The 23,375-nt window shown below is 58.5% G+C and carries 21 protein-coding genes; 4 read left to right on the top strand and 17 right to left on the bottom strand.

All coding sequences use genetic code 11. From position 1 onward, the window contains the following. Positions 1–2: 2 nt before the first annotated feature. The 9 genes from trpB to leuC form a co-directional block, all read right to left on the bottom strand. The gene (gene trpB / locus M0G74_RS00685; protein WP_160152953.1) at positions 3–1,223 is read right to left on the bottom strand and encodes a tryptophan synthase subunit beta; all 1,221 of its coding nucleotides are present in this window, start codon (positions 1,221–1,223) and stop codon (positions 3–5) included. Then, positions 1,220–1,867, bottom strand: a complete 648-nt coding sequence (locus M0G74_RS00690; protein ID WP_248213438.1) for a phosphoribosylanthranilate isomerase — start codon at positions 1,865–1,867, stop codon at positions 1,220–1,222. Before M0G74_RS00690 ends, trpB begins: the two co-directional genes overlap by 4 nt. 194 nt (positions 1,868–2,061) lie before the next feature. Next, the gene (truA, locus tag M0G74_RS00695) at positions 2,062–2,946 is read right to left on the bottom strand and encodes a tRNA pseudouridine(38-40) synthase TruA (protein ID WP_248213440.1); all 885 of its coding nucleotides are present in this window, start codon (positions 2,944–2,946) and stop codon (positions 2,062–2,064) included. A gap of 123 nt (positions 2,947–3,069) precedes the next feature. Beyond that, positions 3,070–6,300, bottom strand: a complete 3,231-nt coding sequence (locus tag M0G74_RS00700) for a FimV/HubP family polar landmark protein (protein WP_248213441.1) — start codon at positions 6,298–6,300, stop codon at positions 3,070–3,072. Between the two features lie 309 nt (positions 6,301–6,609). Then, positions 6,610–7,605 carry an Asd/ArgC dimerization domain-containing protein gene (locus M0G74_RS00705; protein ID WP_248213442.1) on the bottom strand — a complete coding sequence of 332 codons (996 nt, stop codon included), beginning with the start codon at positions 7,603–7,605 and terminating at the stop codon, positions 6,610–6,612. Between the two features lie 180 nt (positions 7,606–7,785). After that, positions 7,786–8,901, bottom strand: coding sequence for an aspartate-semialdehyde dehydrogenase (gene asd / locus M0G74_RS00710; protein ID WP_248213443.1), 1,116 nt, complete (start codon positions 8,899–8,901; stop codon positions 7,786–7,788). 84 nt (positions 8,902–8,985) lie between these two features. Further along, positions 8,986–10,059: a 3-isopropylmalate dehydrogenase gene (gene leuB, locus M0G74_RS00715; RefSeq protein WP_160152947.1), complete on the bottom strand. Its 1,074-nt coding sequence runs from the start codon at positions 10,057–10,059 to the stop codon at positions 8,986–8,988. Between the two features lie 45 nt (positions 10,060–10,104). After that, positions 10,105–10,752, bottom strand: coding sequence for a 3-isopropylmalate dehydratase small subunit (leuD, locus tag M0G74_RS00720; protein ID WP_248213444.1), 648 nt, complete (start codon positions 10,750–10,752; stop codon positions 10,105–10,107). After that, complete coding sequence (gene leuC / locus M0G74_RS00725; RefSeq protein WP_248213445.1) at positions 10,752–12,200, bottom strand: 3-isopropylmalate dehydratase large subunit; 1,449 nt, start codon at positions 12,198–12,200, stop codon at positions 10,752–10,754. The genes leuD and leuC overlap by 1 nt, the downstream gene beginning before the upstream one ends. 126 nt (positions 12,201–12,326) lie before the next feature. Here leuC and M0G74_RS00730 point away from each other — a divergent pair, with 126 nt between their 5' ends. Continuing rightward, positions 12,327–13,205, top strand: a complete 879-nt coding sequence (locus M0G74_RS00730; RefSeq protein WP_248213448.1) for a LysR family transcriptional regulator — start codon at positions 12,327–12,329, stop codon at positions 13,203–13,205. 135 nt (positions 13,206–13,340) lie between these two features. After that, positions 13,341–14,015 carry a TIGR04219 family outer membrane beta-barrel protein gene (locus M0G74_RS00735; protein WP_248213450.1) on the top strand — a complete coding sequence of 225 codons (675 nt, stop codon included), beginning with the start codon at positions 13,341–13,343 and terminating at the stop codon, positions 14,013–14,015. Between the two features lie 76 nt (positions 14,016–14,091). On the opposite strand, the gene aroC is transcribed toward M0G74_RS00735, so the two are convergent. Together aroC and prmB are read right to left on the bottom strand one after the other, a co-directional pair. Then, entirely contained in the window at positions 14,092–15,192 is a 1,101-nt protein-coding gene (gene aroC, locus M0G74_RS00740; protein WP_248213452.1) for a chorismate synthase, read from the bottom strand. A 97-nt stretch (positions 15,193–15,289) separates the two neighbouring features. After that, positions 15,290–16,222, bottom strand: coding sequence for a 50S ribosomal protein L3 N(5)-glutamine methyltransferase (gene prmB / locus M0G74_RS00745; protein WP_248213454.1), 933 nt, complete (start codon positions 16,220–16,222; stop codon positions 15,290–15,292). 139 nt (positions 16,223–16,361) lie between these two features. Here prmB and folE point away from each other — a divergent pair, with 139 nt between their 5' ends. Then, positions 16,362–16,901, top strand: coding sequence for a GTP cyclohydrolase I FolE (folE, locus tag M0G74_RS00750; protein WP_160152940.1), 540 nt, complete (start codon positions 16,362–16,364; stop codon positions 16,899–16,901). A 39-nt stretch (positions 16,902–16,940) separates the two neighbouring features. After that, positions 16,941–17,297 carry a 5-carboxymethyl-2-hydroxymuconate Delta-isomerase gene (locus M0G74_RS00755; RefSeq protein ID WP_160152939.1) on the top strand — a complete coding sequence of 119 codons (357 nt, stop codon included), beginning with the start codon at positions 16,941–16,943 and terminating at the stop codon, positions 17,295–17,297. Positions 17,298–17,356: 59 nt separating this feature from the next. On the opposite strand, the gene M0G74_RS00760 is transcribed toward M0G74_RS00755, so the two are convergent. The 6 genes from M0G74_RS00760 to htpG form a co-directional block, all read right to left on the bottom strand. Continuing rightward, positions 17,357–18,244 (bottom strand): alpha/beta hydrolase, encoded by an 888-nt coding sequence (locus M0G74_RS00760; RefSeq protein WP_248213455.1) that lies wholly within the window; start codon positions 18,242–18,244, stop codon positions 17,357–17,359. Between the two features lie 100 nt (positions 18,245–18,344). Further along, entirely contained in the window at positions 18,345–18,803 is a 459-nt protein-coding gene (gene sixA, locus M0G74_RS00765) for a phosphohistidine phosphatase SixA (RefSeq protein ID WP_248213462.1), read from the bottom strand. Between the two features lie 29 nt (positions 18,804–18,832). After that, the gene (locus M0G74_RS00770) at positions 18,833–19,441 is read right to left on the bottom strand and encodes a DUF4389 domain-containing protein (RefSeq protein WP_248213464.1); all 609 of its coding nucleotides are present in this window, start codon (positions 19,439–19,441) and stop codon (positions 18,833–18,835) included. Between the two features lie 116 nt (positions 19,442–19,557). Further along, complete coding sequence (locus M0G74_RS00775; RefSeq protein WP_160152935.1) at positions 19,558–19,836, bottom strand: DUF4389 domain-containing protein; 279 nt, start codon at positions 19,834–19,836, stop codon at positions 19,558–19,560. An 11-nt stretch (positions 19,837–19,847) separates the two neighbouring features. Further along, on the bottom strand, positions 19,848–20,927 hold the full coding sequence (locus tag M0G74_RS00780; RefSeq protein WP_160152934.1) for an NAD(P)H-dependent glycerol-3-phosphate dehydrogenase: 1,080 nt from the start codon (positions 20,925–20,927) through the stop codon (positions 19,848–19,850). A gap of 323 nt (positions 20,928–21,250) precedes the next feature. Beyond that, positions 21,251–23,164, bottom strand: coding sequence for a molecular chaperone HtpG (htpG, locus tag M0G74_RS00785; protein ID WP_248213466.1), 1,914 nt, complete (start codon positions 23,162–23,164; stop codon positions 21,251–21,253). Positions 23,165–23,375 lie beyond the last annotated feature (211 nt).

Genomic DNA, 23,375 nt, shown 5'->3' on the forward strand with positions numbered 1-23,375 from the left:
CCTTACACTTCAATGCCGTCGATCGCGGCAACGGTGAAGATATCCTTATCGCCACGACCGGACAGATTCACAACGATGTTCTGTTCCGGCGACATGGTGGCCGCCAACTTCATGCCATAGGCCACCGCGTGGCTGGATTCCAGTGCCGGAATAATGCCTTCTGCGCGGGTCAGTGTGCGGAAGGCATTCAGCGCTTCATCGTCGTTGGCGGTGACATACTCCACCCGGCCAATATCTTTCAACCAGGAATGCTCGGGACCAACGCCCGGATAATCCAGGCCAGCGGAAACCGAGTGGGTCTCAATGATCTGGCCGTCCTCATCTTCCATCAGGTAGGTGCGGTTACCGTGCAGGATTCCCGGCACACCGTCGTTCAGCGGTGCCGCGTGGCGGCCGGTTTCCAGGCCATCACCGCCGGCTTCCACGCCGTACATTTTTACCGACGCATCGTCGAGGAACGGGTGGAACAGGCCGATGGCATTGGAGCCACCACCCACACAGGCAACCAGCGCGTCCGGCAACTGCCCGAACTGCTCCAGGCTCTGGCGGCGCGCTTCGCGGCCAATTACGGAGTTGAAATCCCGCACCAGTTGCGGGTATGGGTGTGGGCCGGCCACGGTGCCGATGATGTAGAAGGTATCATCGACATTGGTCACCCAGTCGCGCATGGCTTCATTCATGGCGTCTTTCAGGGTTTTGGAGCCGGACTCTACCGGGATGACTTCCGCCCCCAGCAGTTTCATGCGGTACACATTGGGAGACTGACGCTTGACGTCTTCGGCACCCATGTAAACGGCACACTTGAGCCCCAGCCGAGCCGCCACAGTGGCGGTCGCTACGCCGTGCTGACCGGCACCGGTCTCCGCAATTACCCGGCTCTTGCCGCTGTGCTTGGCCAGCAAAGCCTGACCTACGGTGTTATTCACCTTGTGGGCGCCGGTGTGATTCAGATCTTCCCGCTTGAGCCAGATGCGCGCGCCACCTGCGGCAGCGGTCAGGCGCTCCGCGAGATACAGTGGCGATGGGCGCCCCACATAGTGGGCCAGATCGTAATCAAATGCCGCCTGGAAATCGGGGTCGCCTTTCAGGCGCTGATACATTTCCTGAAGCTCATCGAGGGCACTGATCAACGTCTCGGACACAAAGCGTCCACCAAACTCCCCGAAATGACCACGGGCATCCGGGTAGGCCCCGTAATCGATGGGCGATGTGGATTTAGTCACTGCTCAAACTCCTTGTGTAAATTCTGTGTAGCGGCCGCAGACCTGGCCGCGCGGATAAACGCGCGCACCTTGCGGGCATCTTTTTTTCCTGGTGCCGCTTCGACACCACCACTGACATCGACGGCATCCGGGCCGGCACTGAGAATCGCCTGTGCCACGTTATCCGGATTCAGACCACCCGCGAGAATGATCGGGCGACCGCTGTTTTGCGGCACCCGTTGCCAGTCGAAGGTATCTCCGGTACCACCGGGCACCCCCTTGCGGTAGGCATCCAGCAAAATACCCCGGGCATCCGGGTAGGCGGCCATGGCCTCCACCGGATCCAGTTCCGGTTTCATCCTCAACGCCTTGATATAGGGGCGGCGAAACTGGCGACAGTATGGTGCCGTTTCATCACCGTGGAACTGCAGCAGATTCAGTGGCACCTGCTCCAGCACCTGCTCCAGTTGCTGCGGGTGGGCATCCACGAAAAGCCCGGTCAACACCACAAAGGGCGACACGGCGCGGGCGATTTCTGCCGCTTGATCGAGGGAAACATTGCGGGGGCTCGATGGGTAAAACACCAGGCCCAGCGCATCTGCGCCAGCATCTACCGCCAACAGAGCGTCTTCGACACAGGTAATCCCGCAGATTTTTACGCGCATAATCCATACACCGCTGAAGCTGCCAGGCGGGCCAGCCCCCAATCACAGAGGAACCGCCATCAATCCCGGGGCGCCGGCAGCAGAGAAATTTGGAGAGCCCGCGATACTAGCAGATTGGGGAATCTGGCGAAACGCGAGAGTCATGCCGCAGGGCATTCACAAGTGCCCCTCACAAGAGCCCCTCAAAGAAGCCCTCACGAATGACCGATAGAGCCCAGGGGTTTCGGTACCAGTAGTGGCCCGGGCAGCACCGCAGGCAATACAAACTCATCGGGATATTGCACATCCACCAGATAGAGCCCGAAAGGCGGGGCGGTTACCCCGGCTGCGGTGCGATCCCGCGCTTCCAATACTTCCCGAACCCAGTCCGGGTCGCGATCGCCGCGCCCCACCGCCATCAGCACACCGGTGATATTGCGCACCATATGGTGCAGAAACGCCGTAGCGCTGACCTCCAGCACAATCAGCTGGCCAACCAGGCCAATATCCAGCCGGGTAAGACGGCGCACCGGAGATTTCGCCTGACACTGGGCCGCGCGAAAGCTGCTGAAGTCGTGCTCGCCAATAAGATGCCGAGCACCTTCGCGCATTGCCGCCATATCCAGCTTGCGCTCTGTCCAGGTCACCTCGCTCGACGCCTGTGCCGAACGTGTAGGCGCACTGTGAATCAGGTAACGATAAGTGCGGTTACGGGCAGAAAAGCGCGCGTGAAACTGGGGCGGCATCTCTTGCGCCCAGTGCACCCGCACATCAAACGGCATCTGGGTATTCACCCCCTGGATCCAGGCCTTGGTGGGACGCACCGCGCGGGTATCAAAATGAATAACCTGGCCGGTGGCGTGCACCCCGGCGTCTGTGCGCCCGGCACACACCAGGGTGATGTCTTCCGCCGCGACTTTGGACAGCGCCTTTTCCAGGATTTCCTGCACCGTCTGCGCATCGTGTTTCTGCTTCTGGAACCCCCGCAAGCGGGTACCGCAGTACTCCACGCCCAGAGCAATACGCCGCAGCCCCTCCGGTAAGGACTCTCCCGGAGGCACTTCGCCATTGGGTTTGTAGTGGTAAATTTTGTTCATCATTCCGCGGAATTTTACACCGCCTTCAACAGCGATACTCGCCCAGAAAGACGGTCATCCAGAAAAGAAAGACCCCGCTGGAAGCGGGGTCAAAGTGTTGTTGCTCTGGGCCAGCGAACTGAATGATCAGCTCATGCGCGCCAACATGTCCTTGGCGCGCTGCTGGTGTTCACCGGCAGCCTCTTCGACCACCTCACCCAAAATTTCACGGGCACCTTCTTTGTCGCCCATATCCAGGTAGGCCTGAGCCAGCTCCAGCTTGGTGCTAACCTCATCACTGCCTTCCAGCAGGTTCAGCTCAGAGTCCAGGTCGCTTTCCAGATTGAAGCCGAGGTCGCTCAGCTCTGCATCATCCGCAGCCGGTTTGGCGGGAGCCTGTGCAGGAGCTTTCACAACCGACTGCTCTTCAGCAACCGCCAGATCCCCTTCCAACTCAAACGCACCAGAGGCGGACTCGCCAGAAGCAACCAAATCGTCGCCACCGAGGTCCAGATCGCCAAGATCGATGCTGTCGAAATCCAGGCCATCCAGGTCATCACCGAAACTGTCCAGATCATCGAGATCACTGGCATCACCAGCTTGCGCGCTAGCGGATGCATCATCCAGCTCCGCCGCATCATCCATCGGCGTCAAATCCAGGTCGAACTCAAGCCCACCTTCTGCAACTTCCGCACTGGCAGATGCCGCCGGCTGCGCTTCCGCTGCCTCAGCAGCCACCTCGAAGCTGGACTCCAGATCCAGGTCGCCCAGGCTATCCAGGTCCAGCTCGCCGTCGGCGACCATGTCATCGAGATCAAAGCTGTCGCTTTCAGAATCTTCCGCAGTCACGTCACTCTGCGCCGCATCGGCCGCCGGGTCTGCATCCCACTGGGTATCCAGCTCCAGATCCAGAGTAAGCTCCGAATCGCCGCTGGCTTCTTCCGGGGATTCAGTAAACGAATCGTCGAGAGACTCGAAGGTGAATCCATCGTCCGAAGGCAATTCCGCCACGTTTTCCAGCTCGCCGCTCAGCTCACTGTCAAGACCACCATTGAGGTCACCATTGAAGTCACCATCGAGGTCATCCGCGAGATCCAGATCCAGGGAGAAGTCATCATTCTCGGACGACGCTTCGGCCAGGGACTCTTGCGCAGGCAGTTGTGTGGTGTCGTCGTCCAGATCGAGAGACAAGTCGTCCAGCAGACCAAAATCGTCGTCGGCATCTGTTTCCGCAGCGGTGCCAGCCTCGGCTTTACTGCCAGAGAATTCATCCAGATCGTCGAAGCTCGCTTCGATATCAAAATCAGCGCCCATGTCGTCGAGCTGGGCCGCTTCCAGGGATTCGCTGGAAAAATCGGTTTCCGGCGCTTCAAACGGACCAATGCCGGCAATGGTTTCCCGCAGACGTGCCGCGCGGTCCGCGGCCGGGCCATCACTGTAACCCAGCAATTGACGATACTGATCGTCGAAGCGATCTGCGCTCTGCTGGTGCGCATAGACTTCCAGCAACATCAGGCGCGCGTCGACATTGGCGGGCGCGGCGGCCAGGCCAGCCTGAAGCTTGGCTTCGGCTTCCTGATACTGTCCCAGCGACAGGTGAATTTCTGCCTCGGCCACCGGATCATCGGTTTCCACCTCACCCAGCTGATCGAGATCGAAACCATCACTGGCTTCCAGCTCTTCGACGGCAGCCAGATTGTCATCCTCAATGGCCGGCTCAGGCGCTTCCGCCAGCGCACGCTCCGCGGCCATCTCCGCTTCCACCTGGCGAATGGCTTCCTCTTCTTCCTTGCGACGACGCCAGGTAAAGAAGCCAAACAGACCCACCAGCAGCGCACCGGCACCAATGGCGATCAACTGAATGTTGTCCATCAGGCGCTCAACCAGTGTCGGCTCGGAAACGGTCTGAACGACCACGCGGTTGCGCGCATCGTCGTCTTCTGAAGCGGTATCAGCAGCTTCCGGCTCTGCCGCAACGACCGGCTCACCGCCCACGGTTTCAGCGTCGGACTGCGTCAGCTCGTCGCTGTTCAGCTCATCCGCGGCGGAGTCCAGATTGTCGCCGTTCTGCTCGGAGGCAAAGGCGCCCTCTTCAACAGGTTCAAACTCGCTCTCTGCAGTCTCGGTAGACTGCTCAGCGGCCGCCTGCACCGCCTGCATTTCCTCATTGGAAACTTCTACCAGGCGCTCCATGGTATCGATCTGCTCATTGAGCTCACCGATACGCTCCTGCAATTCGGTATTTTCCAGACGGGACTTGTCGAGCTCCTCTTCAGAAACGGCAAGCTCACCTTCCAGGGCATCACTTTCGCTGCTGCCGCTGCCGGAGCCGGACAGCACGGACTCGTTGTCACCCGGCGCTGCCAGGGAAACCCGCCCTTCGAGCACATCGCTCTCAACGGTTTCTTCCACCGCCGCGCGACCATCCAGTGGCGCACCGGTAACTTCACTATCGACAGTGCCTACCCGCTCGCGCCAGGCGTCGTTCTGGGTCGCCACCTGAGAAACCGCTTCGGTCAGGGTCAGATTGCGCACTTCTTCTGCGGTCGGCAGGCGCAATACCGAGCCTTTCTTCAGCAGATTGATATTGTTGTTGATAAAGGCCTCAGGGTTGAGGCGCTGGATCGCCAGCATGGTCTGCTGCACAGACAGCTCGCGAGTCTCGCGGCTATCGCGCGCGATTTCCCACAGGGTCTTGTTCGCCTCAACCGGGCCGTACACCCGACTGCCGGAATCCGCTGCAGTTTCGACCTGCGGCTCGGCATACTGGGTTGCCGGTTCTTCGTAGACCGGCGCCTGAGGCTCGGCGGCAGTCGTGTCCAGGGGCTCAACAGGTTCCGCTGGCAGCTCAGCCGGCGCCTGTACCGGCTCTGGCGTGCGCTGAATCGTGGGCTGAAGCGGTTTCTGCACCGGCGCTTCGCGGCGTACTTGCTGACGCTCGCGCTCGGCAGCCTGCACCGGCTGGGATGCGGTATTGGTGGAGAAGGCCGGCAGATCCATCAGCAGGGTGTATTCCCGCAGCAAACGGCCACTGGGCCAGCGGGTCTCTACCAGGAAATTCAGAAAGGGTTCGCGCATCGGCGTGCGGCTGGAAATGCGGACAACCGGCTGGCCACTGGAGTAATCGACGTCAAAGCTCAGATCGTCCAGCGAATAGGTACGCTCTACACCCGCGCGCTCAAAGTCTTCGGCATTGGCCAAGCGGACCTTGATTTCGCTCTCGCCCAGACCACGGGTCTGCAGCAGTTTGATTTCCGCATTGAGAGGCTGATTGAGGGTGGAGTTCAGTTTGATCTCACCCAGGCCGAGTGCCAGAGCCCCGTTGCCACCCAGTGCGCTGACCAGACCAACCGCAAGTGCCAGCTTTTGCACACGCATATCCGATTCCCTTTATTGTTAGAATCACGCCAGAATCTGTACAAAAATCAGCCAACAGCCAAACAACAGAAACCAGCTCGTGCAGCTTTCTGCACGATAATTATTCAAAAGAACCGGTGCTAGACACCAGGCTCTACTCTCCGGCGAAACTTTCCAGCAAAAAAGCTAACGAAAGAGTCACCCCCCGAAAAAAGCGAAACCAATCCCGATTTCTCACACTTTTCACTGTCCGTGCCCCCAGACAGTGCCGTGCCCGCGTGCGGGCAAAGTTAATGAGAAACCTTCAGAAAGGCCGCTAAGTATTAAATATCAATGGGTTTTTAGCAACAAGTGGACAATCTGTACACAGTTAATTGCGACGTCTTTGCGCAGATTGTCGGATGCCGCACAAAAATTGACCTGCCTGGGGCTGATCAAGCCCGAGCGCAGGCGACCTATCAATGTATTCTCACTGCCCACCGCATCCTGCGCCGAGGGGCGGTCGCGCATTTCCAGGCGCGCGCCATTTTTCAACAATCCGCGCACCACCTCCAGGCTCGCAGGCTCTTTCAGCTGCACGCACAAATTGGCCAGCTGACCGTGAAATACCGAAGCGGTATTTACCGTTGCATCCAGGGCAACGTCATCGCCCAGCAAGCGACGCAGTTCAAGCACCAGCGCCAGCTCACTGAGATTGTGGCCACTTTCCAGCAGCGCCTCGGCGGAGCTCAGGTGATTGAACGCCAGTCGTTGCCCGGTCGCTTCATCCACCTCCGGCTCCTGGCCATTGAACAGGCGCGCGGTCTGCGCAGCGGCCGCATCCACACTGCTTTTGCCCAGCGCGGATACCGGCTGATTCAGAATCACCTCCACCGACTGCAGCTGTGATGCCAGCGGAAACAGCGCTTCGGCGACCATCGCCGCACCAGCACCCGGCACTGCGATCACTTTGCGATCCAGACTCTGCAGTACAGCCGGATTCAACAGCGGGTGAATCAGTTCAACACTCTCATCGCCGCGGCTGATGCCCGCCGCATCGACCACCCAGGCGCCGGCCTGCTCTGCCCGGGCCATGGCCGCCTCAGCGGTTTCCCCGGTTTCCAGCACCAGCAGCACCTGGTTGTCAGCAAACACGAAATCCTTGAGCGACTGCACCGCAATACTGCGGTTGGCAAATACCTGCGGATCCACATCCGCCTCATCGGCCGACAACAGTTTCAGCTGCCCGGCGGTAATCGTTTCGCGCTCTTCCAGAATTTCCAACAGTGCATTAAACGCCGCACTGCCAACACCAACGATCACCAGTTCCCGGGTGGACTCTGTCATATCTGAACTCTTGTCTGTACGTCTGAGCGAATTTGCGCACTTGCCGGTCACTTCGACCATTAATGCAACAGTAAAAAATGCGGGGCGATTATACTCGCGCGGAAGGCGGGGGGAAGCCGCCCCGGGGGATGGGGCGGCGAAATGGGCAATTTTGCGATCTATTTTGCGATCTGCAAGACCTTACAGCTTGCCCAACAGGATCAGCAGCACACGACGCAGCGGCTCCGCAGCACCCCACAGCAGCTGATCGCCCACGGTGAAGGCGTTCAGGTACTCGCCACCCATGCTCAACTTGCGCAGGCGACCTACCGGAATATCCAGTTTGCCGGTGACTGCGGTCGGGGTCAGCTCTTTCAGGGTCACTTCGCGGTCGTTGGGCACAACCTTCACCCAGTCGTTGGCAGTGCCAATCAGCTGTTCGATTTCCGCCAGCGGCAGATCTTTCTTCAGCTTCACGGTAAACGCCTGGCTGTGGCAGCGCATGGCGCCAATACGTACACAGGTGCCATCGACCGGTACGGTAGCACTGGTACCGAGGATCTTGTTGGCTTCCACCTGTGCCTTCCACTCTTCGCGGCTCTGGCCGGACTCCAGCTGAGTGTCGATCCAGGGCAGCAGGCTACCGGCCAAAGGCGCACCAAACTCGGAGGTCGGGAAGTCGCCACTGCGCATGTTCTCAACCACTTTGCGGTCGATATCCAGAATCGCACTGGCGGGATCTGCCAGTTCAGGAGCGACGCCGTCACGAATGCTGCCCATCTGGGAAATCAGCTCGCGCATATTCTTGGCGCCGGCACCACTGGCGGCCTGATAGGTCATGGCGGTTACCCACTCCACCAGACCGGCCTTGAACAGGCCGCCGAGGCCCATCAGCATCAGGCTCACGGTGCAGTTACCGCCGATGTAATTTTTCACGCCAGATTCGATGCCCTGATCAATCACATCGCGGTTCACCGGATCCAGCACGATGATAGCGTCGTCCTGCATACGCAGGCTGGAAGCCGCATCAATCCAGTAGCCGTTCCAGCCTTTTTCGCGCAGCTTGCCGAATACCTCTTTGGTGTAATCACCGCCCTGGCAGCTGACGATCGCGTCCAGCTCTGCCAGCGCGTCCAGGTCGTAGGCGTCTTTGAGGGGCGCCACTTCTTTACCAATCTCCGGCGCCTTACCACCAGCATTGGATGTGGAGAAAAATACCGGCTCAGCGATATGCGCGAAGTCGTTTTCTTCCAGCATGCGGCCCATCAAAACGGAGCCGACCATACCGCGCCAGCCTACGAATCCTACCTTGTTCATTGCATTACCCTGTTGAATCAATCAGTTGTTTCTGGACCCCCGCGCGCTTGTCGCGCGGGGATGACGGCGGAGCGGCTTGCGAAATTAGAAAGCGGCCACCACAGCTGCGCCCATTTCCGCGGTGGAGACTTTTTTACAGCCATCGGTGTAAATGTCCGCGGTGCGCAGTCCCTGATCCAGAACCTTGCTCACTGCCGCCTCGATGGCATCGGCCGCTTCACCCATATCCAGCGAGTAACGCAGCATCATGGCGGCAGACAAAATCGTCGCCAGCGGGTTGGCAATGCCCTGCCCGGCGATATCCGGTGCACTGCCGTGGCACGGCTCATACAGGCCAAAGCCAGTTTCATTCATGGAGGCCGACGGCAGCATGCCGATGGAACCGGTCAGCATGGCGGCGGCGTCGGACAGGATATCGCCGAACATATTGCCGGTTACCATCACGTCAAACTGCTTGGGTGCACGCACCAGCTGCATGGCTGCGTTATCCACATACATATGGGACAGCTCCACGTCCGGGTATTCCGGCGCCAGACGATCCAGCACTTCGCGCCACAGCACAGTCACTTCCAGTACGTTGGCCTTGTCTACAGAGCACAGCTTGCCGCCGCGCTTTTGCGCCGCTTCAAATGCGGTGCGGGCAATACGCTCGATCTCTGATTCTTTATAGACGTAGGTGTTATAGCCCTGCTTCTCGCCATTCTCGAGTGTTTTGATGCCGCGGGGCTCACCGAAGTAAATACCACCAGTAAGCTCACGCACGATCAGGATATCCAGGCCGGATACCACTTCCGGTTTCAGCGAAGAGGCATCTGCCAGCTGCGGATAGAGGATAGCCGGACGCAGGTTGGCGTAGAGGCCGAGACCGCTGCGAATTTTCAACAGGCCTTTTTCCGGGCGGATGGCGCGATCCAGGGTATCCCACTTGGGACCACCCACCGCGCCCAGCAGTACGGCATCGCACTCACCGGCCTTGGCCAGCTCGGCATCGGTCAGCGGCTCGCCGTGGGCATCGATAGAGGCACCGCCGATCAGGCCTTCAGTGAACGCAAGGCCCAAGCCAAATTTTTCATCAACGGTTTTCAGTACCGCAACCGCCTGCTCGACAATTTCCGGGCCAATACCATCGCCCGGCAGAATCATGATTTTCTTGCTCATTGTTTTTCCAATTATTCTGTTGGCCTAGTACTGCTTGCTCAGCAATTACTTTACGGCATCAAACAACCAGGGCGCCTGCTCGCGACGCTTGGCTTCATAGGCACGGATATCATCTGCGTCTTCCAGCGTCAGGCCGATGTCATCAAGGCCGTTTAACAGACAGTGCTTGCGGAAGGTATCCACTTCAAACGCATGGGTTTCGCCATTGGGCTTGATCACCACCTGCGCTTCCAGGTCTACGGTCAGCTCGTACCCCTCTTCCGCGTACATTTCCTGGAACAACTGCTCGACAATTTCTTCTTCCAGAACGATCGGTAAAAGGCCGTTCTTGAAGCAGTTGTTAAAGAAAATATCCGCAAAGCTCGGCGCAATGACGACGCGGAAGCCGTGATCATCCAGTGCCCAGGGCGCGTGTTCGCGGCTGGAACCACAGCCGAAGTTCTTGCGTGCAAGTAGTACTGAGGCCCCCTGGTAACGGGGGTGGTTCAGCGGAAACTCCGGATTCAGTGGGCGCTTGCTGTGATCCTGTCCAGGCTGGCCCTCATCCAGATAGCGCAACTCATCAAACAGGTTCGGACCAAATCCGGACCGCTTGATGGACTTCAGGAACTGCTTGGGAATAATCAGATCCGTATCCACATTGGCGCGGTCCATCGGGGCGGCAACGCCTTTATGCTGGGTAAAAGCTTTCATCAGCTCGCCTCCTTTTGAAATTCACGTACATCCACAAAATGGCCGGCAATGGCCGCCGCCGCCGCCATACTCGGGCTCACCAGGTGGGTGCGACCGCCATAGCCCTGACGACCTTCAAAGTTGCGGTTGGAAGTGGAGGCACAATGCTCTCCGGCACCCAGCTTGTCCGCATTCATCGCCAGACACATGGAGCAGGAAGGCTCGCGCCATTCGAAGCCCGCTTCGACGAACACTTTATCCAGCCCTTCTTTCTCGGCCTGCGCCTTCACCGACTGCGAACCGGGAACGACCAGCACCTGCTTTACGCTATCAGCTTTCTTGTGGCCCTTGGCCACCGCGGCCGCCGCGCGCAGGTCTTCAATACGGGAATTGGTGCAGGAACCAATAAAGACCCGGTCCAGATTGATATCGGTGATCTTCTGGCCAGCGGTCAGCCCCATGTATTCCAGTGCGCGCTCGATACCGGCCTTTTTGGTGGCATCGCTCTCGTCCGCCGGGCTCGGCACCACTGCGCTCACCGGCACAACCATTTCCGGAGAGGTACCCCAGCTCACCTGCGGCTCGATTTCTTCCGCCTTCAGCTCAACGACCGCGTCGAAGTGCGCGCCGTCGTCGGAATGCAAACGGCTCCAGCTTGCCACCGCCATGTCCCACTGCTCCCCCTTGGGTGCATAGGGTTTGCCTTTCACATAGTCCAGAGTGACCTGATCCACCGCTACCATGCCCGCGCGGGCACCAGCTTCGATGGCCATATTGCAGATGGTCATGCGGCCTTCCATGGACAGACTGCGGATCGCAGAACCGCCAAACTCGATGGCGTAACCGGTGCCACCCGCGGTTCCGATTTTGCCGATAATCGCCAGCACGACGTCTTTCGCGGTCACGCCTGGACCGAGTTCACCGTCCACGCGCACCAGCATATTTTTCATTTTCTTCTGAATCAGGCACTGGGTGGCCATCACGTGCTCCACCTCGGATGTGCCGATGCCGTGGGCCAGCGCACCCAGAGCGCCGTGGGTAGACGTGTGGGAATCGCCACACACAACCGTCATACCCGGCAGGGTCACACCGGTCTCCGGCCCGATCACATGCACAATGCCCTGACCGGGGTCGTTGATACCAAATTCAACGATACCGAAGTCCTTACAGTTCTCATCCAGGGTCTTCACCTGGATACGGGAAACCTCATCCTGGATACCTTCAATACCACCCGCGCGCTCTGCGGCATCCGACGGCACATTGTGGTCCGGCGTTGCCACCACGGAATCGGTACGCCAGGGCTTGCGACCAGCCAGACGTAGCCCTTCGAAGGCCTGGGGCGAGGTCACTTCGTGAATCAGGTGGCGGTCGATATAAATCAGTGCGGTGCCGTCATCGCGGCTTTTTACCAGGTGGTCTTGCCAGAGTTTGTCGTAAAGCGTCTGTTTTTTATGCTCTTCTTGGCCCATTGCCCCATCTCCTCTATGGATAACATGCGGAAGTCTAGGGGGGGCATTGAATAACATCAATTTATATTTATTATATGGCGCATTCGCTTTTGGAATACCTGGAAGCAACCATCGAGAAACACCCCCATGGAAATCCAGTGGCTTAGAGCCTTTCTCGCCATCGCCGAGCAAAACTCTGTGTCGGAAGCTGCCGAACAGCTGCACCTGACCCAGCCCGCAGTGAGCAAGCGCCTGGCTTCCCTGGAACAGCAGCTTGGCGCCCCACTGTTTGACCGTATCGGCAGAAAACTCCAGCTGACCAATGCCGGTCGCGCCCTGCTGCCCCGCGCCCGCCACATCCTGAACGAAGTCAGCGATGCCGAGCGGGAGCTCCGCAGTCTCGGAGAAACCATCGGCGGCAGCCTGCGGATTGCCACCAGCCACCACGTGGGCCTGCACCACCTGCCGCCGGTACTGCGGGAATTCAGCAACCTCTATCCCGACGTCTCCCTCGACATCGACTTTCTCGACTCAGAGCAGGCCTATGAAGCCCTGATGGCCGGCGAATACGAACTCGCCGTCGTCACCCTGGCCCTCAAGGACTATCCCAGCCTCAATGCCCAGATCATCTGGCCCGACCCCTGCGTCGTGGTCGCCGCGCCGGACCACCCCCTGGCGCAGATGCCGGAGCTGGACCTGCCCGCCCTGGCCCGGTACCCGGCTATCCTGCCGGATCTCAACACCTACACCGGGCGGCTGATCAAACGGGAATTCGATGCCCACGGCCTCAAACTTACCGCCAAACTGGCCACCAACTTCCTGGAAACCATCAAAATGATGGCCGGTGTCGGCCTCGGCTGGAGCGTGCTTCCGAAAACGCTGGTGGACGACACCCTGGCGGAATTGCCCATGCCGCAACTGAATATTCTGCGGAATCTGGGGATCATCTATCACCGCAATCGCACCCTCAGCAATGCCGCCAACGCCCTGCAACAGCTGCTGGTGAAGGAAGCCAAGGGCTTTTGAGAAATTCCAAAAAAGAGCCGGAGGCGGGAAAGTAGTACAGGGTCACGAATAAGTTCCAAAAACGCTAACTGTTCAGGGAATCTTCACAAAAAACCGGTAAACTGCGCCGCAGAAATAAAAACGGGAGCAACTCCAATGAAAAAATACACCTTGGCACTCTGTGCGGCCCTGGCTTCCGCTGGCGCCTCTGCTGACACTATCCTTGGCTTCGACGCCACCGCTGGCGTATGGAAGCCGAGCTACAGCGGCGACCTGAACAATGTACTGAACGGCGACTACCTGAAGGAAGACAACAACACTTTCCTGCAAGCTGCGCTAGAACACCCGATCCCGCTGGTGCCGAATATCCTGGTAGCACACACCCAGATTGAATCCGGTTTTGGCGGAGTAAGTAGCAATCTGGACCTGAGCCACACCGATGCCACCCTTTACTATGAAATTCTGGATAACTGGGTAAACCTGGATCTCGGCCTGACCGCGCGACACTTCGATGGCTCCCTGGACTTAGACATAGCCGACGAAACCGCCAAACTAGATTTCGCCGGCACCCTGCCTATGATTTACGGTATGGCGCGATTCGACCTGCCCTTCACCGGCTGGTCCATCATTGCCCAGGGCAATGGCATTGAATATGACGGCGACAAAATCACCGACCTGACCGCAAAAGTCCGCTGGGACTTCGTTCCTGCGCTCGATTTCGCTGTGGAAGCCGGCTATCGCGCTATGTCCATCGACGCACCGGAACTGGACGAGCTTGAACCAAACCTGGAAATCAAGGGCCCCTACCTGGGCCTGAGCCTGCACCTGTAATCACCGCAGGGCAGACACAAAAAAGGCGGAGCGTTTTTGGCGCTCCGCCTTTTTTGTGCCCTGAATTTTCGTTGAATCAGACCGATTCACCGGCGGGGATTTTCAGCCCGAATTCCACATCGCCGTTCTGGGCCCGCTGGCGCAGCACATGGTCAATCAATACCAGCGCCATCATCGCCTCGGCAATCGGCGTCGCGCGGATACCCACACAGGGGTCGTGACGCCCCTTGGTCACCACCTCGATGGGATTGCCATTGGTATCCAGGCTTTTACCCGGGATACGCAGACTGGAAGTCGGCTTGAGTGCGATATGGGCGATCAGCTCCTGACCGCTGGAGATACCGCCCAGCACGCCGCCAGCGTTATTGGACTGGAAGCCGGCTTCGGTGATTTCATCGCGGTGCTCGGTGCCCTTTTGCTCAACCGACGCAAAGCCTGCGCCGATCTCCACGCCCTTCACCGCGTTGATGCTCATCAGCGCGTGCGCCAGATCCGCATCCAGGCGGTCGAAAATCGGCTCACCCAGGCCGGCAGGCACGCCGCTGGCATGCACGGAAATACGCGCACCGATGGAGTTGCCTTCCTTGATCAGGGCCTGCATGTACTCCTCCATCTCCGGCACCTTGTCGGCATCCGGGCAGAAGAAGGGGTTTTCACCGACCTGTGACCAGTCCAGCTTTTCCACCTTGATCGGCCCCAACTGGGAAAGGTAGCCCCGCACCTCGATACCGAACTGCTGTTTCAGCCACTTCTTGGCGATGGCACCCGCGGCCACGCGCATGGCCGTCTCGCGGGCAGAGGAGCGGCCGCCACCGCGATAATCCCGCAGCCCATACTTTGCCCAGTAGGTGTAATCGGCGTGCGCCGGGCGAATTTGCTCGGCGATGTTGGCGTAGTCTTTGGAGCGCTGGTCGGTGTTCTCGATCAGCAGGCCAATGGGGGTTCCGGTGGTTTTGCCTTCGAACACGCCGGAGAGGATTTTGACCTCGTCGGCTTCGCGACGCTGGGTGGTATAGCGGGAAGTACCCGGCTTGCGGCGGTCCAGCTCCAGCTGGATTTCCTCGGCAGAAATTTCCAGCCCGGGAGGGCAGCCATCAATAATGCAGCCCAGCGCTGGGCCGTGACTCTCGCCAAAAGTGGTGACACAGAACAGCTTGCCAAAAGTGTTACCCGACATACCCGGTATTCCCTACCCCAGTGAATTATTCGATGTCTTTCAATAAAAGCGCGATAAAAGCTCAATGAAAGCGGTGCATTATAAAGGATTCCACCGCCTAGGGCTTGGCACCCTCTTCAAAAAAGCTTTGGCAGGCCAAAAGGTCTTCCCGCGTCAGCATGAAGATCCCGTGCCCGCCGTCTTCCAGCTCCGGCCATACAAACGGTACCCGTGGATAGGCCGCCTCCAGCGCTTCCCAGCTGTTGCCCACCTCGCAAACCAGAATGCCCTCCGGCTGCAAATAGTCGGGAGCCTCCAGCAGTAAACGCCGGGTAAAATCGAGGCCGTCGTCGCCGGAGCCCAGCGCCAGACCCGGTTCCGCATGGTATTCCCGTGGCATTTCCGCGAGGTCACGCGCGTCAACATAGGGCGGGTTGCTGACGATCAGGTCGTAACTGCAACCCTTGAGGCCGGCAAACAGATCCGACTGCACCGCGCGCACTTCGTCATTCAGCTGGTGGCGGTTGATATTGATTTGCGCCACTTCAATGGCGTCCGCGGAGATGTCACTGACATCGACGCGGGCACCGGGGAAAGTATCGGCGCAGGCGATACCGATACAACCGCTGCCACAGCAGAGGTCGAGAATCGCCAGGGGCTCTTCCTGCAGCCAGGGTTCGAAGCGCTGGCGAATCAATTCGCCAATGGGAGAGCGCGGCACCAGTACCCGCTCATCCACATAAAACGGCAGGTCGCAGAACCAGGCTTCGTTCGTGATATAGGGCGCCGGCAGGCGCTCGTTGAGGCGCTTCTCCAGCACCCCCATGACTTCCCGACGCTCGTCCATGGTCAGGCGCGCGGAAAGGATTTCTGGCTTGCTATCTACGGGCAGGTGCAGGGCGTGGGTGACCAGCAGGACAGCTTCGTCCCAGGCATTGTCCGTGCCGTGGCCAAACCAGAGCTCCCCCTCACTGAAGCGGCTGGCGCCCCAGCGGATATAATCCAGGATGGTACACAATTCGTGCAAACTGGACTCCCGTTTCTCTATCATTGCCGATATTCCTCTATTTTTGGCGCTTTACTAGCGATTCACAAAGGCTTAGGGTAGCGCACCCTCTGGATCCCTCGGGATAGCTGCCACGCCGTAACGCAAAGATCACAGGCGCAGGCGAGACCTCGGAAGCATACTGATGAAAGAACATTACGCACACATCATTGAAGCCATTGGCGAAGACCTTGAGCGCCCGGGCCTCAAAGACACCCCTCTGCGCGCCGCCAAGGCCATGCAGTACCTGACCCGCGGCTATCAGCAGACCGTGGAAGAAGTGGTCAATGACGCACTTTTCCCGTCTGACTGCAGTGAGATGGTGCTGGTAAAAGATATCGAACTCTACTCCCTGTGCGAGCACCACCTGCTGCCGTTTATCGGCAAAGCGCACGTGGCCTACATTCCCGACGGCAAGGTACTGGGCCTGTCGAAAGTGGCGCGCATTGTAGACATGTTTGCCCGCCGTTTGCAGATCCAGGAGCAGTTAACGGTAGAAGTTGCCGAGACGATTCAGCGCGTAACCGGTGCTGCCGGTGTCGGCGTGATCGTTGAAGCGAAACACATGTGCATGATGATGCGCGGTGTTGAAAAGCAGAACTCGGTGATGAAAACCTCCGCCATGCTCGGCTCTTTCCGCAGCCAGCAGGCAACCCGCAACGAGTTCCTGTCACTGATTCGATAACCCCGAACCACTGAACCCGCGCAAACGGAGAGCCCGAAGATGCCACACCTGGTGATCGAGTATTCGCAAAAACTGGAAGACAGCATTTCCATTGCGGCACTGGTCAGCAACGGCCAGCAGGCCATGAGCGAAACCGGGCTCTTCAATGCCAGTGCCATCAAAACCAGGGCGTTGCCCTACCGGGATTTTGTCCTGGGCAAAAGCCATGAAGGCTCCAGCAACTTGTTTATTCACGCGGAGGTTCGGATTCTGGAAGGTCGCACGACCGAACAGAAAGAGGCCTTGAGCGCAGCCATATTCAATTATCTGTGTGAATCCGCACCGGAAGTGCCGGAGATTTCAGTGGAAGTGCGGGATATGCACAAGGCCAGTTATTCCAAGCGGGTGCCCTTTTAAGGCGCCCCACCCCATCCTACTGCCTTACCCCCTTACTCCCTTATTCCCAGCCAAACGGCCTACTCGCCCTCTCCGGCGAGAAACGGTACAAACCAGCTGGCAATCACCTCGGCACTCCCTTCCATGTGCAGGTGGTGGCCGCCCGGAAACTCCCGGATCTCAATGTTCGGACACTGCTCCGCCACCGGGCGGATACGCTCAATCATGCCCTGAATTCCGGATTGCCCCAGCGCCAGGCGAATGGGCATGGTGGCCCTTGCCAGAAATGCTTCCACCTGCGCCTCATTGAGTTTTGCCAGGGAACTGGTCATCAGTTGCGGGTCATTGCTCCACGTATAGCCCCCCTCACAACTGCGCACACCCCGCTCCACCAGCCGACGCGCTGCGTCGTCACTCAGCTTAAACAGACCGTTCTTGCGCGCTGCCGTCGCCACCTCCAGTGAAGCAAACACCTTGGCCTCACGGTCGCGGTAGCGCGCGCGCTGCTCTATGGCTTTGCGCAGGGTTTCCGGCGCCTCACTGTCCAGCGCCGGTGGCGGTACCAGGCCATCGATCAGTGCCAGCTTGGATACCCGCTCGGGAAAAGTGGCGGCGGCGATGGTACCAATTACCGCGCCACGAGAGTGCGCGAGAATGGAAAACTGCTCCCACCCAAGCGCATCGGCCATACCGAAAACATCCTCGATCTCGCTCCAGACCGTGTAGCTGGCATCCCGGTGGCGATGGTAGCTCTGACCGTGGCCGGCGAGGTCGACTGCTACCAGATTGAAGCACTGCAGAAAGGGCGCCATGGCGTCGAAACTGGCGCAATTATCGAGCCAGCCATGCAGCGCCAAAACCGGCACGCCGTCGGGGTTGCCCCACTGGCGGGCAGCGATCACATTGCCATCGAGGTCGAGGGAAATTTCGCGGGGAACAAGAGAGGAAGGATGTGAAGAAAGACTCATGAGGAACAACAGTTTTTATGATTCAAGCCACCATAGTTACAGCGGCTCGAACCGACCTCAATGGCCACAGGCGCCAGACTTGATGGCCTATTTTCGCGCATCAGGGCTTATGCTGTAGCCATTCCAGTTCCGCGCAATCCAGTGCCCACACATCGGATGAAAGACAGGCGAGACTCGCCGTGCCCATAGGGTGTTCATTGCCAGTGCCGCAGAGGCCATTCACCAGTTCGCCTACTAGCGGCTGATGACTGACCAGCAACAACGGGAAAGACTTCTCTTCCACTTCGCCCAGGGCATCCAGCAACTCCGCCAGCGGCGTATCGCTCGTCAGTACCTCCTGGATCTCCACCTCAAGACCAAAGGCCTCTGCCACTATCTTGGCAGTCTGGCGAGTGCGGACGAAGGGACTTGCCCAGATGGTTTTTACCTGAGCCAGCTCCGATGCCCGCTCCTTGCAGACGGCGGCAACTTCGGCACGTCCGCCTTCGGTCAGGGCGCGGGTTTCGTCACTTTTACTGAACGGCTCTGCGTGGCCATGGCGCAATACAAACAACAGCACTACAAACTCCCGTCAAAAACCGCTGGGGACTATTTATCGCCAGAACTCTTTTCTGCGGTAGATTCCGTTGCAGAGTCATCACTTGGCTCTGCGGATGCATCACTGCCAAGCTCAATCACCGTTTCGGCGTCGCCCGAGGCCTCAACTTTTTTGGACGACTTCGCTTTCCGCGGGGGCTCTTCGGTCGCCGCCGACGAGGACTCGGCATCCTCCGATGGCTTGGATGCGGATTTCTGGCCGGTCTTCTCAGCCTCTTCGACTACCTCTGCTTCAGTCACCGCTTCATCTGCATCGGCGTCCGCACCGATTACCTCGCCATCAATTTCTTCCGCGCTCGCATAGGAAGACAGGTCTTCCTCCTCGGACTCGGGCCACTCGGAAAACGGAAAAGGTTTCTCTTCCGAGTTGTAGATCAGGAATTGCAGGGTCTGATAAATGTAGGAGGCAATCTGGTCGCCAAGGCGACGCAGGTTGTCGTTGGCGTTGCCGGTAAAAATGGCAAACAGGAATTGGGCGATAACCACCGCCAGCATGACAAAGCCGGCGATTTCCAGCAGTACCGCGAAGAGCACCATGTAAATCAGGCGCACCCACTGGTTGGTGGAAGTCAGGTTTTGTTTCAGTTCTTCGTTACTCATGAGGCGATCACCAGTCCGTTGTTGGGCACCACAAAAATTTGGCCGGCCACAAAGCCGGCGCATGAATACACACTATAGCATTGACGACACAGGGAGCCTTTTGACGCCCAAAGGCGTCAGGACTCCGGCCACTCCGCGAACGGGAAAGGCTTCTCTTCGGTGTTGTAAATCAGGAATTGCAGGGTCTGATAAATATAGGATGCAATCTGGTTGCCGAGTTGGCGAAGGTTGTCGTTCGGCCCGCCAGAAACGATGGCAAAGAGGAATTGCAGCACTATGGTGGCAAGCATCACCACCCCCGCTATCTCCAGCAGGATCACGAACAGCACCATAAATAGCAGGCGCACCCAGTGATCCGAGGAAGTCAGGTTCTGTTTGATCTGTTCGTTATTCATGGCGCATCCATTTATTGGTTTTGAAGCGTTTCTGTTTGGCTATCAGGCTTTGCCGAATAGGCCACATCAAACGTCTGGGCCCCGGACATCAGCTCGCGGATAACCGTCGGTATCGGGGTACCTTCAAATAATATGGCGTGAATCGCGGAAACCAAGGGCATGTAGACATCCAGCTCATCGGCCTTCGCCTTGATCAGGCGAACGGTATTCACCCCTTCCGCCACCTGGCCGATTTCCGAAACCGCCTCATCCAGCTTCTTGCCTTTGCCCACCAGGTAGCCCACCCGGTAGTTACGGCTGAGATCCGAGGAGCAGGTCAATATCAGGTCACCCACACCGGCGAGGCCGATAAAGGTCATGGGGTCGGCACCGACAGCCTCCGCAAATCGCATCATCTCCGCCAGGGCGCGGGTAATCAGCAGACTGGTGGTGTTCTGGCCACGACCGAGGGCCACGGCCATGCCCGTCACTATGGCGTAGATATTCTTCAGCGCACCGGCCAACTCTACGCCGAACACATCATTACTGGAATAAACCCGGAAAGTCTCCGAGTGCAGCACCTTCTGAATGGTCTCGCACAGGGACTCGTCCTCACTAGCGATCACCGTCGCGGTGTAGTGGCCAGCGACGATCTCCTTGGCAAAATTGGGACCACTCAGTACCCCCACGCGCATTCCTTCGGTTTCCTCGCGCAGGATATCGCTCATCAGGTGGAAGCTGTCGTGCTCCACGCCCTTGGTGAGGGAAATCAGCATGGTACCCGGGGCCAGGATCGGCGCCGCGCGGTGCACTACCTCGCGAAAGGATTTACTGGGGATCGCCACGAACACCACCTGGCAGCCGCACACGGCTTTTTCCAGGTCGCTGGTGATGTTGAGATCCGGGTGCAGGGCAACACCGGGCAGATAGTACTGGTTCTCGCGCTCGGCCATACAGGCAGCAGCGCGCTCCGGGTCCCGCATCCACTGGCGGGTATCGTGGCCATTGCCGGCGATGATATTGGCAACGGCGGTACCAAAGCTGCCACCACCAAGAATGGCGATGGAGTAACGGGATTCAGTGGCGTTAGTGGAAACGTCTGTTTGAGTCATAAGGCTCTGTAATTGTTTGCTGTGCAGCGGGAGATTATACGGAGCCGAGACCCGGCGCCCAACGGCCGCACAAGTATTTGATCACTTTTGCCAAGTTCGCCAACAATTGCCGTCTTTTTACGGTCAATTCGTGCAAAAAACCGACAAGAAGAAATATAGGGGAGACATTAACAGGCGGTAATTGGCGCCCTGTACAGGGGGCCTGCACGGAACCAGGCCATTGAGTTGCCGACCGGCAAAAATAAAACAGTGCTCAGGCTGGCCCATTCGCAGAGGGAATCCGGCCGGGCCCAGGGCCCGGCCGGAAGCTGTCGTCTCAACAATCAGCGATTGAGTTCCAGCAACAGCGCGTTCAGACGGCGCACATAATCCGCAGGATCCGCCAGCTGGTTACCGGCAGCCAGGTTGGCCTGGTCCATCAGGATATTGGTGAGGTCCGCAAAGCGGTCTTCGTCCTGCTCCTGATCCAGACGCTGCACCAGCGGGTGGCTGGGGTTCAACTCAAAGATAGGCTTGGCTTCCGGCAGGCTCTGGCCGGCCTGCTCCAGAATACGGCGCATCTGCATGCCCATATCGTTGTCGCTCGCCACCAGGCACGCCGGGGAATCCACCAGGCGCGTGGTCGCGCGCACATCTTCCACGCGGCTTTCCAGCACTTCCTTGACGCGCTCCACCAGAGCACCGGCTTCTTTCTCAACCTTCTCGCGCTCGGCCTTGTCGTCGTCGTTTTCCGCTTCGCCCAGGTCCAGTGCGCCTTTGGCCACATCCTGGAACTGCTTGCCGTCAAACTCCTGCATATGGCCGACGAACCACTCATCCACCTGGTCGGTGAGCAGCAGTACTTCGATAGCCTTTTTGCGGAAGACTTCCAGGTAAGGGGAAGACTTGGCGGTGGCGAAGTTGTCCGCGCACACGTAGTAAATGTGCTTCTGGCCGTCTTTCATACGGCCGATGTAGTCCTCGAGAGACTGGTCCTGCTTGGGAGTGTCAGTCTGGGTGGTGGAGAAGCGCAGCAATTTGGCTACCTTTTCCTTGTTGGCAAAATCTTCCGCCGGCCCCTCTTTCATCACGGAACCGAACAGGTCCCAGAATTTCTGGTACTGGTCGGCGTCTTTCTTCGCCAGCTTGTCGAGCATATCCAGCACACGCTTGGTCAGCGCACTCTTGATGGCGTCGGTGTTCTGGTCTTTCTGCAGGATCTCGCGGGAGACGTTCAGCGGCAGATCGTTGGAGTCCAGCACCCCTTTGACAAAGCGCAGGTACAGCGGCAGGAACTGCTCGGCGTCATCCATGATGAAAGTGCGCTGCACGTACAGTTTGAGGCCGCGGGCGGCGTCGCGCTGGTACAGGTCAAAAGGAGGGCGCGCGGGGATATACAGCAGGCTGGTGTAGTCCAGCTTGCCTTCCACACGGTTGTGACTCCAGGTCAGCGGATCTTCGAAGTCGTGGGACACATGCTTGTAGAACTCTTTGTACTCCTCGGATTTCACCTCGGAGCGCGGGCGGGTCCACAGCGCCTGGGCGGCGTTGACCGCTTCAAATACCGGCGCGCTGTCTTGTTGCTCTTCACCTTCGGCCGCCGGGGCTTCCTGTTTCAGCATCTCTACCGGGATGGCGATGTGATCGGAGTATTTCTTGATAATGGAGCGCAGGCGCCAGTCGTCGGCAAACTCTTTGGCGTCGTCTTTCAGGTGCAGCACCACACGGGTGCCGCGATCCGGCCACTCGACGTTCTCGACCGAGTATTCCGCTTCACCACTACACTCCCAGTGCACGCCCTGGCTGGCATCAGAGCCGGCACGACGGGTGAATACATCCACCTTGTCGGCGACGATAAACGCGGAGTAAAAACCGACCCCGAACTGGCCGATCAGGTGTGCATCCTTCTTCTGGTCACCAGAGAGGTTCTGCATGAAGTTGGCGGTGCCGGAGCGGGCGATGGTGCCCAGGTTTTCGATCACCTCATCGCGGCTCATGCCGATACCGTTATCGGCAATGGTCAGGGTACCCGCGTCTTTGTCGAATTCGATACGAATGCGCAAATCCGGATCTTCCGCCAGTAATTCCGGCTTGGAGAGGGATTCAAAGCGCAGCTTGTCGGCGGCATCGGAGGCATTGGATACCAGCTCGCGCAGGAAAATCTCCTTGTTGGAGTAGAGCGAGTGAATCATCAGGTGCAGCAGCTGCTTGGCTTCGGTCTGGAAGCCGTGATTCTCTTTATGTGCCTCAACAGTCATGGATCGGATCTCCCCTAAATCTATTCGACCGTTGCCGGTTGCAGCCGGCAACTTAAAACTCAATCAGTCAGCCAATATTGGGCCGGGTGTGATCAATTCAAGCGCTGCAATGGCAATAAGAGGAGTAACAAGAAGGCAATTGGAGGGTTTCAGGAAATATACGGGAGATCGGAGGGATTGAGAGAGCGGACTAGCGGGGACATAGCCCCCG

It is taken from the genome of Microbulbifer sp. CAU 1566, from assembly GCF_023156515.1.
Lineage (GTDB): Bacteria > Pseudomonadota > Gammaproteobacteria > Pseudomonadales > Cellvibrionaceae > Microbulbifer.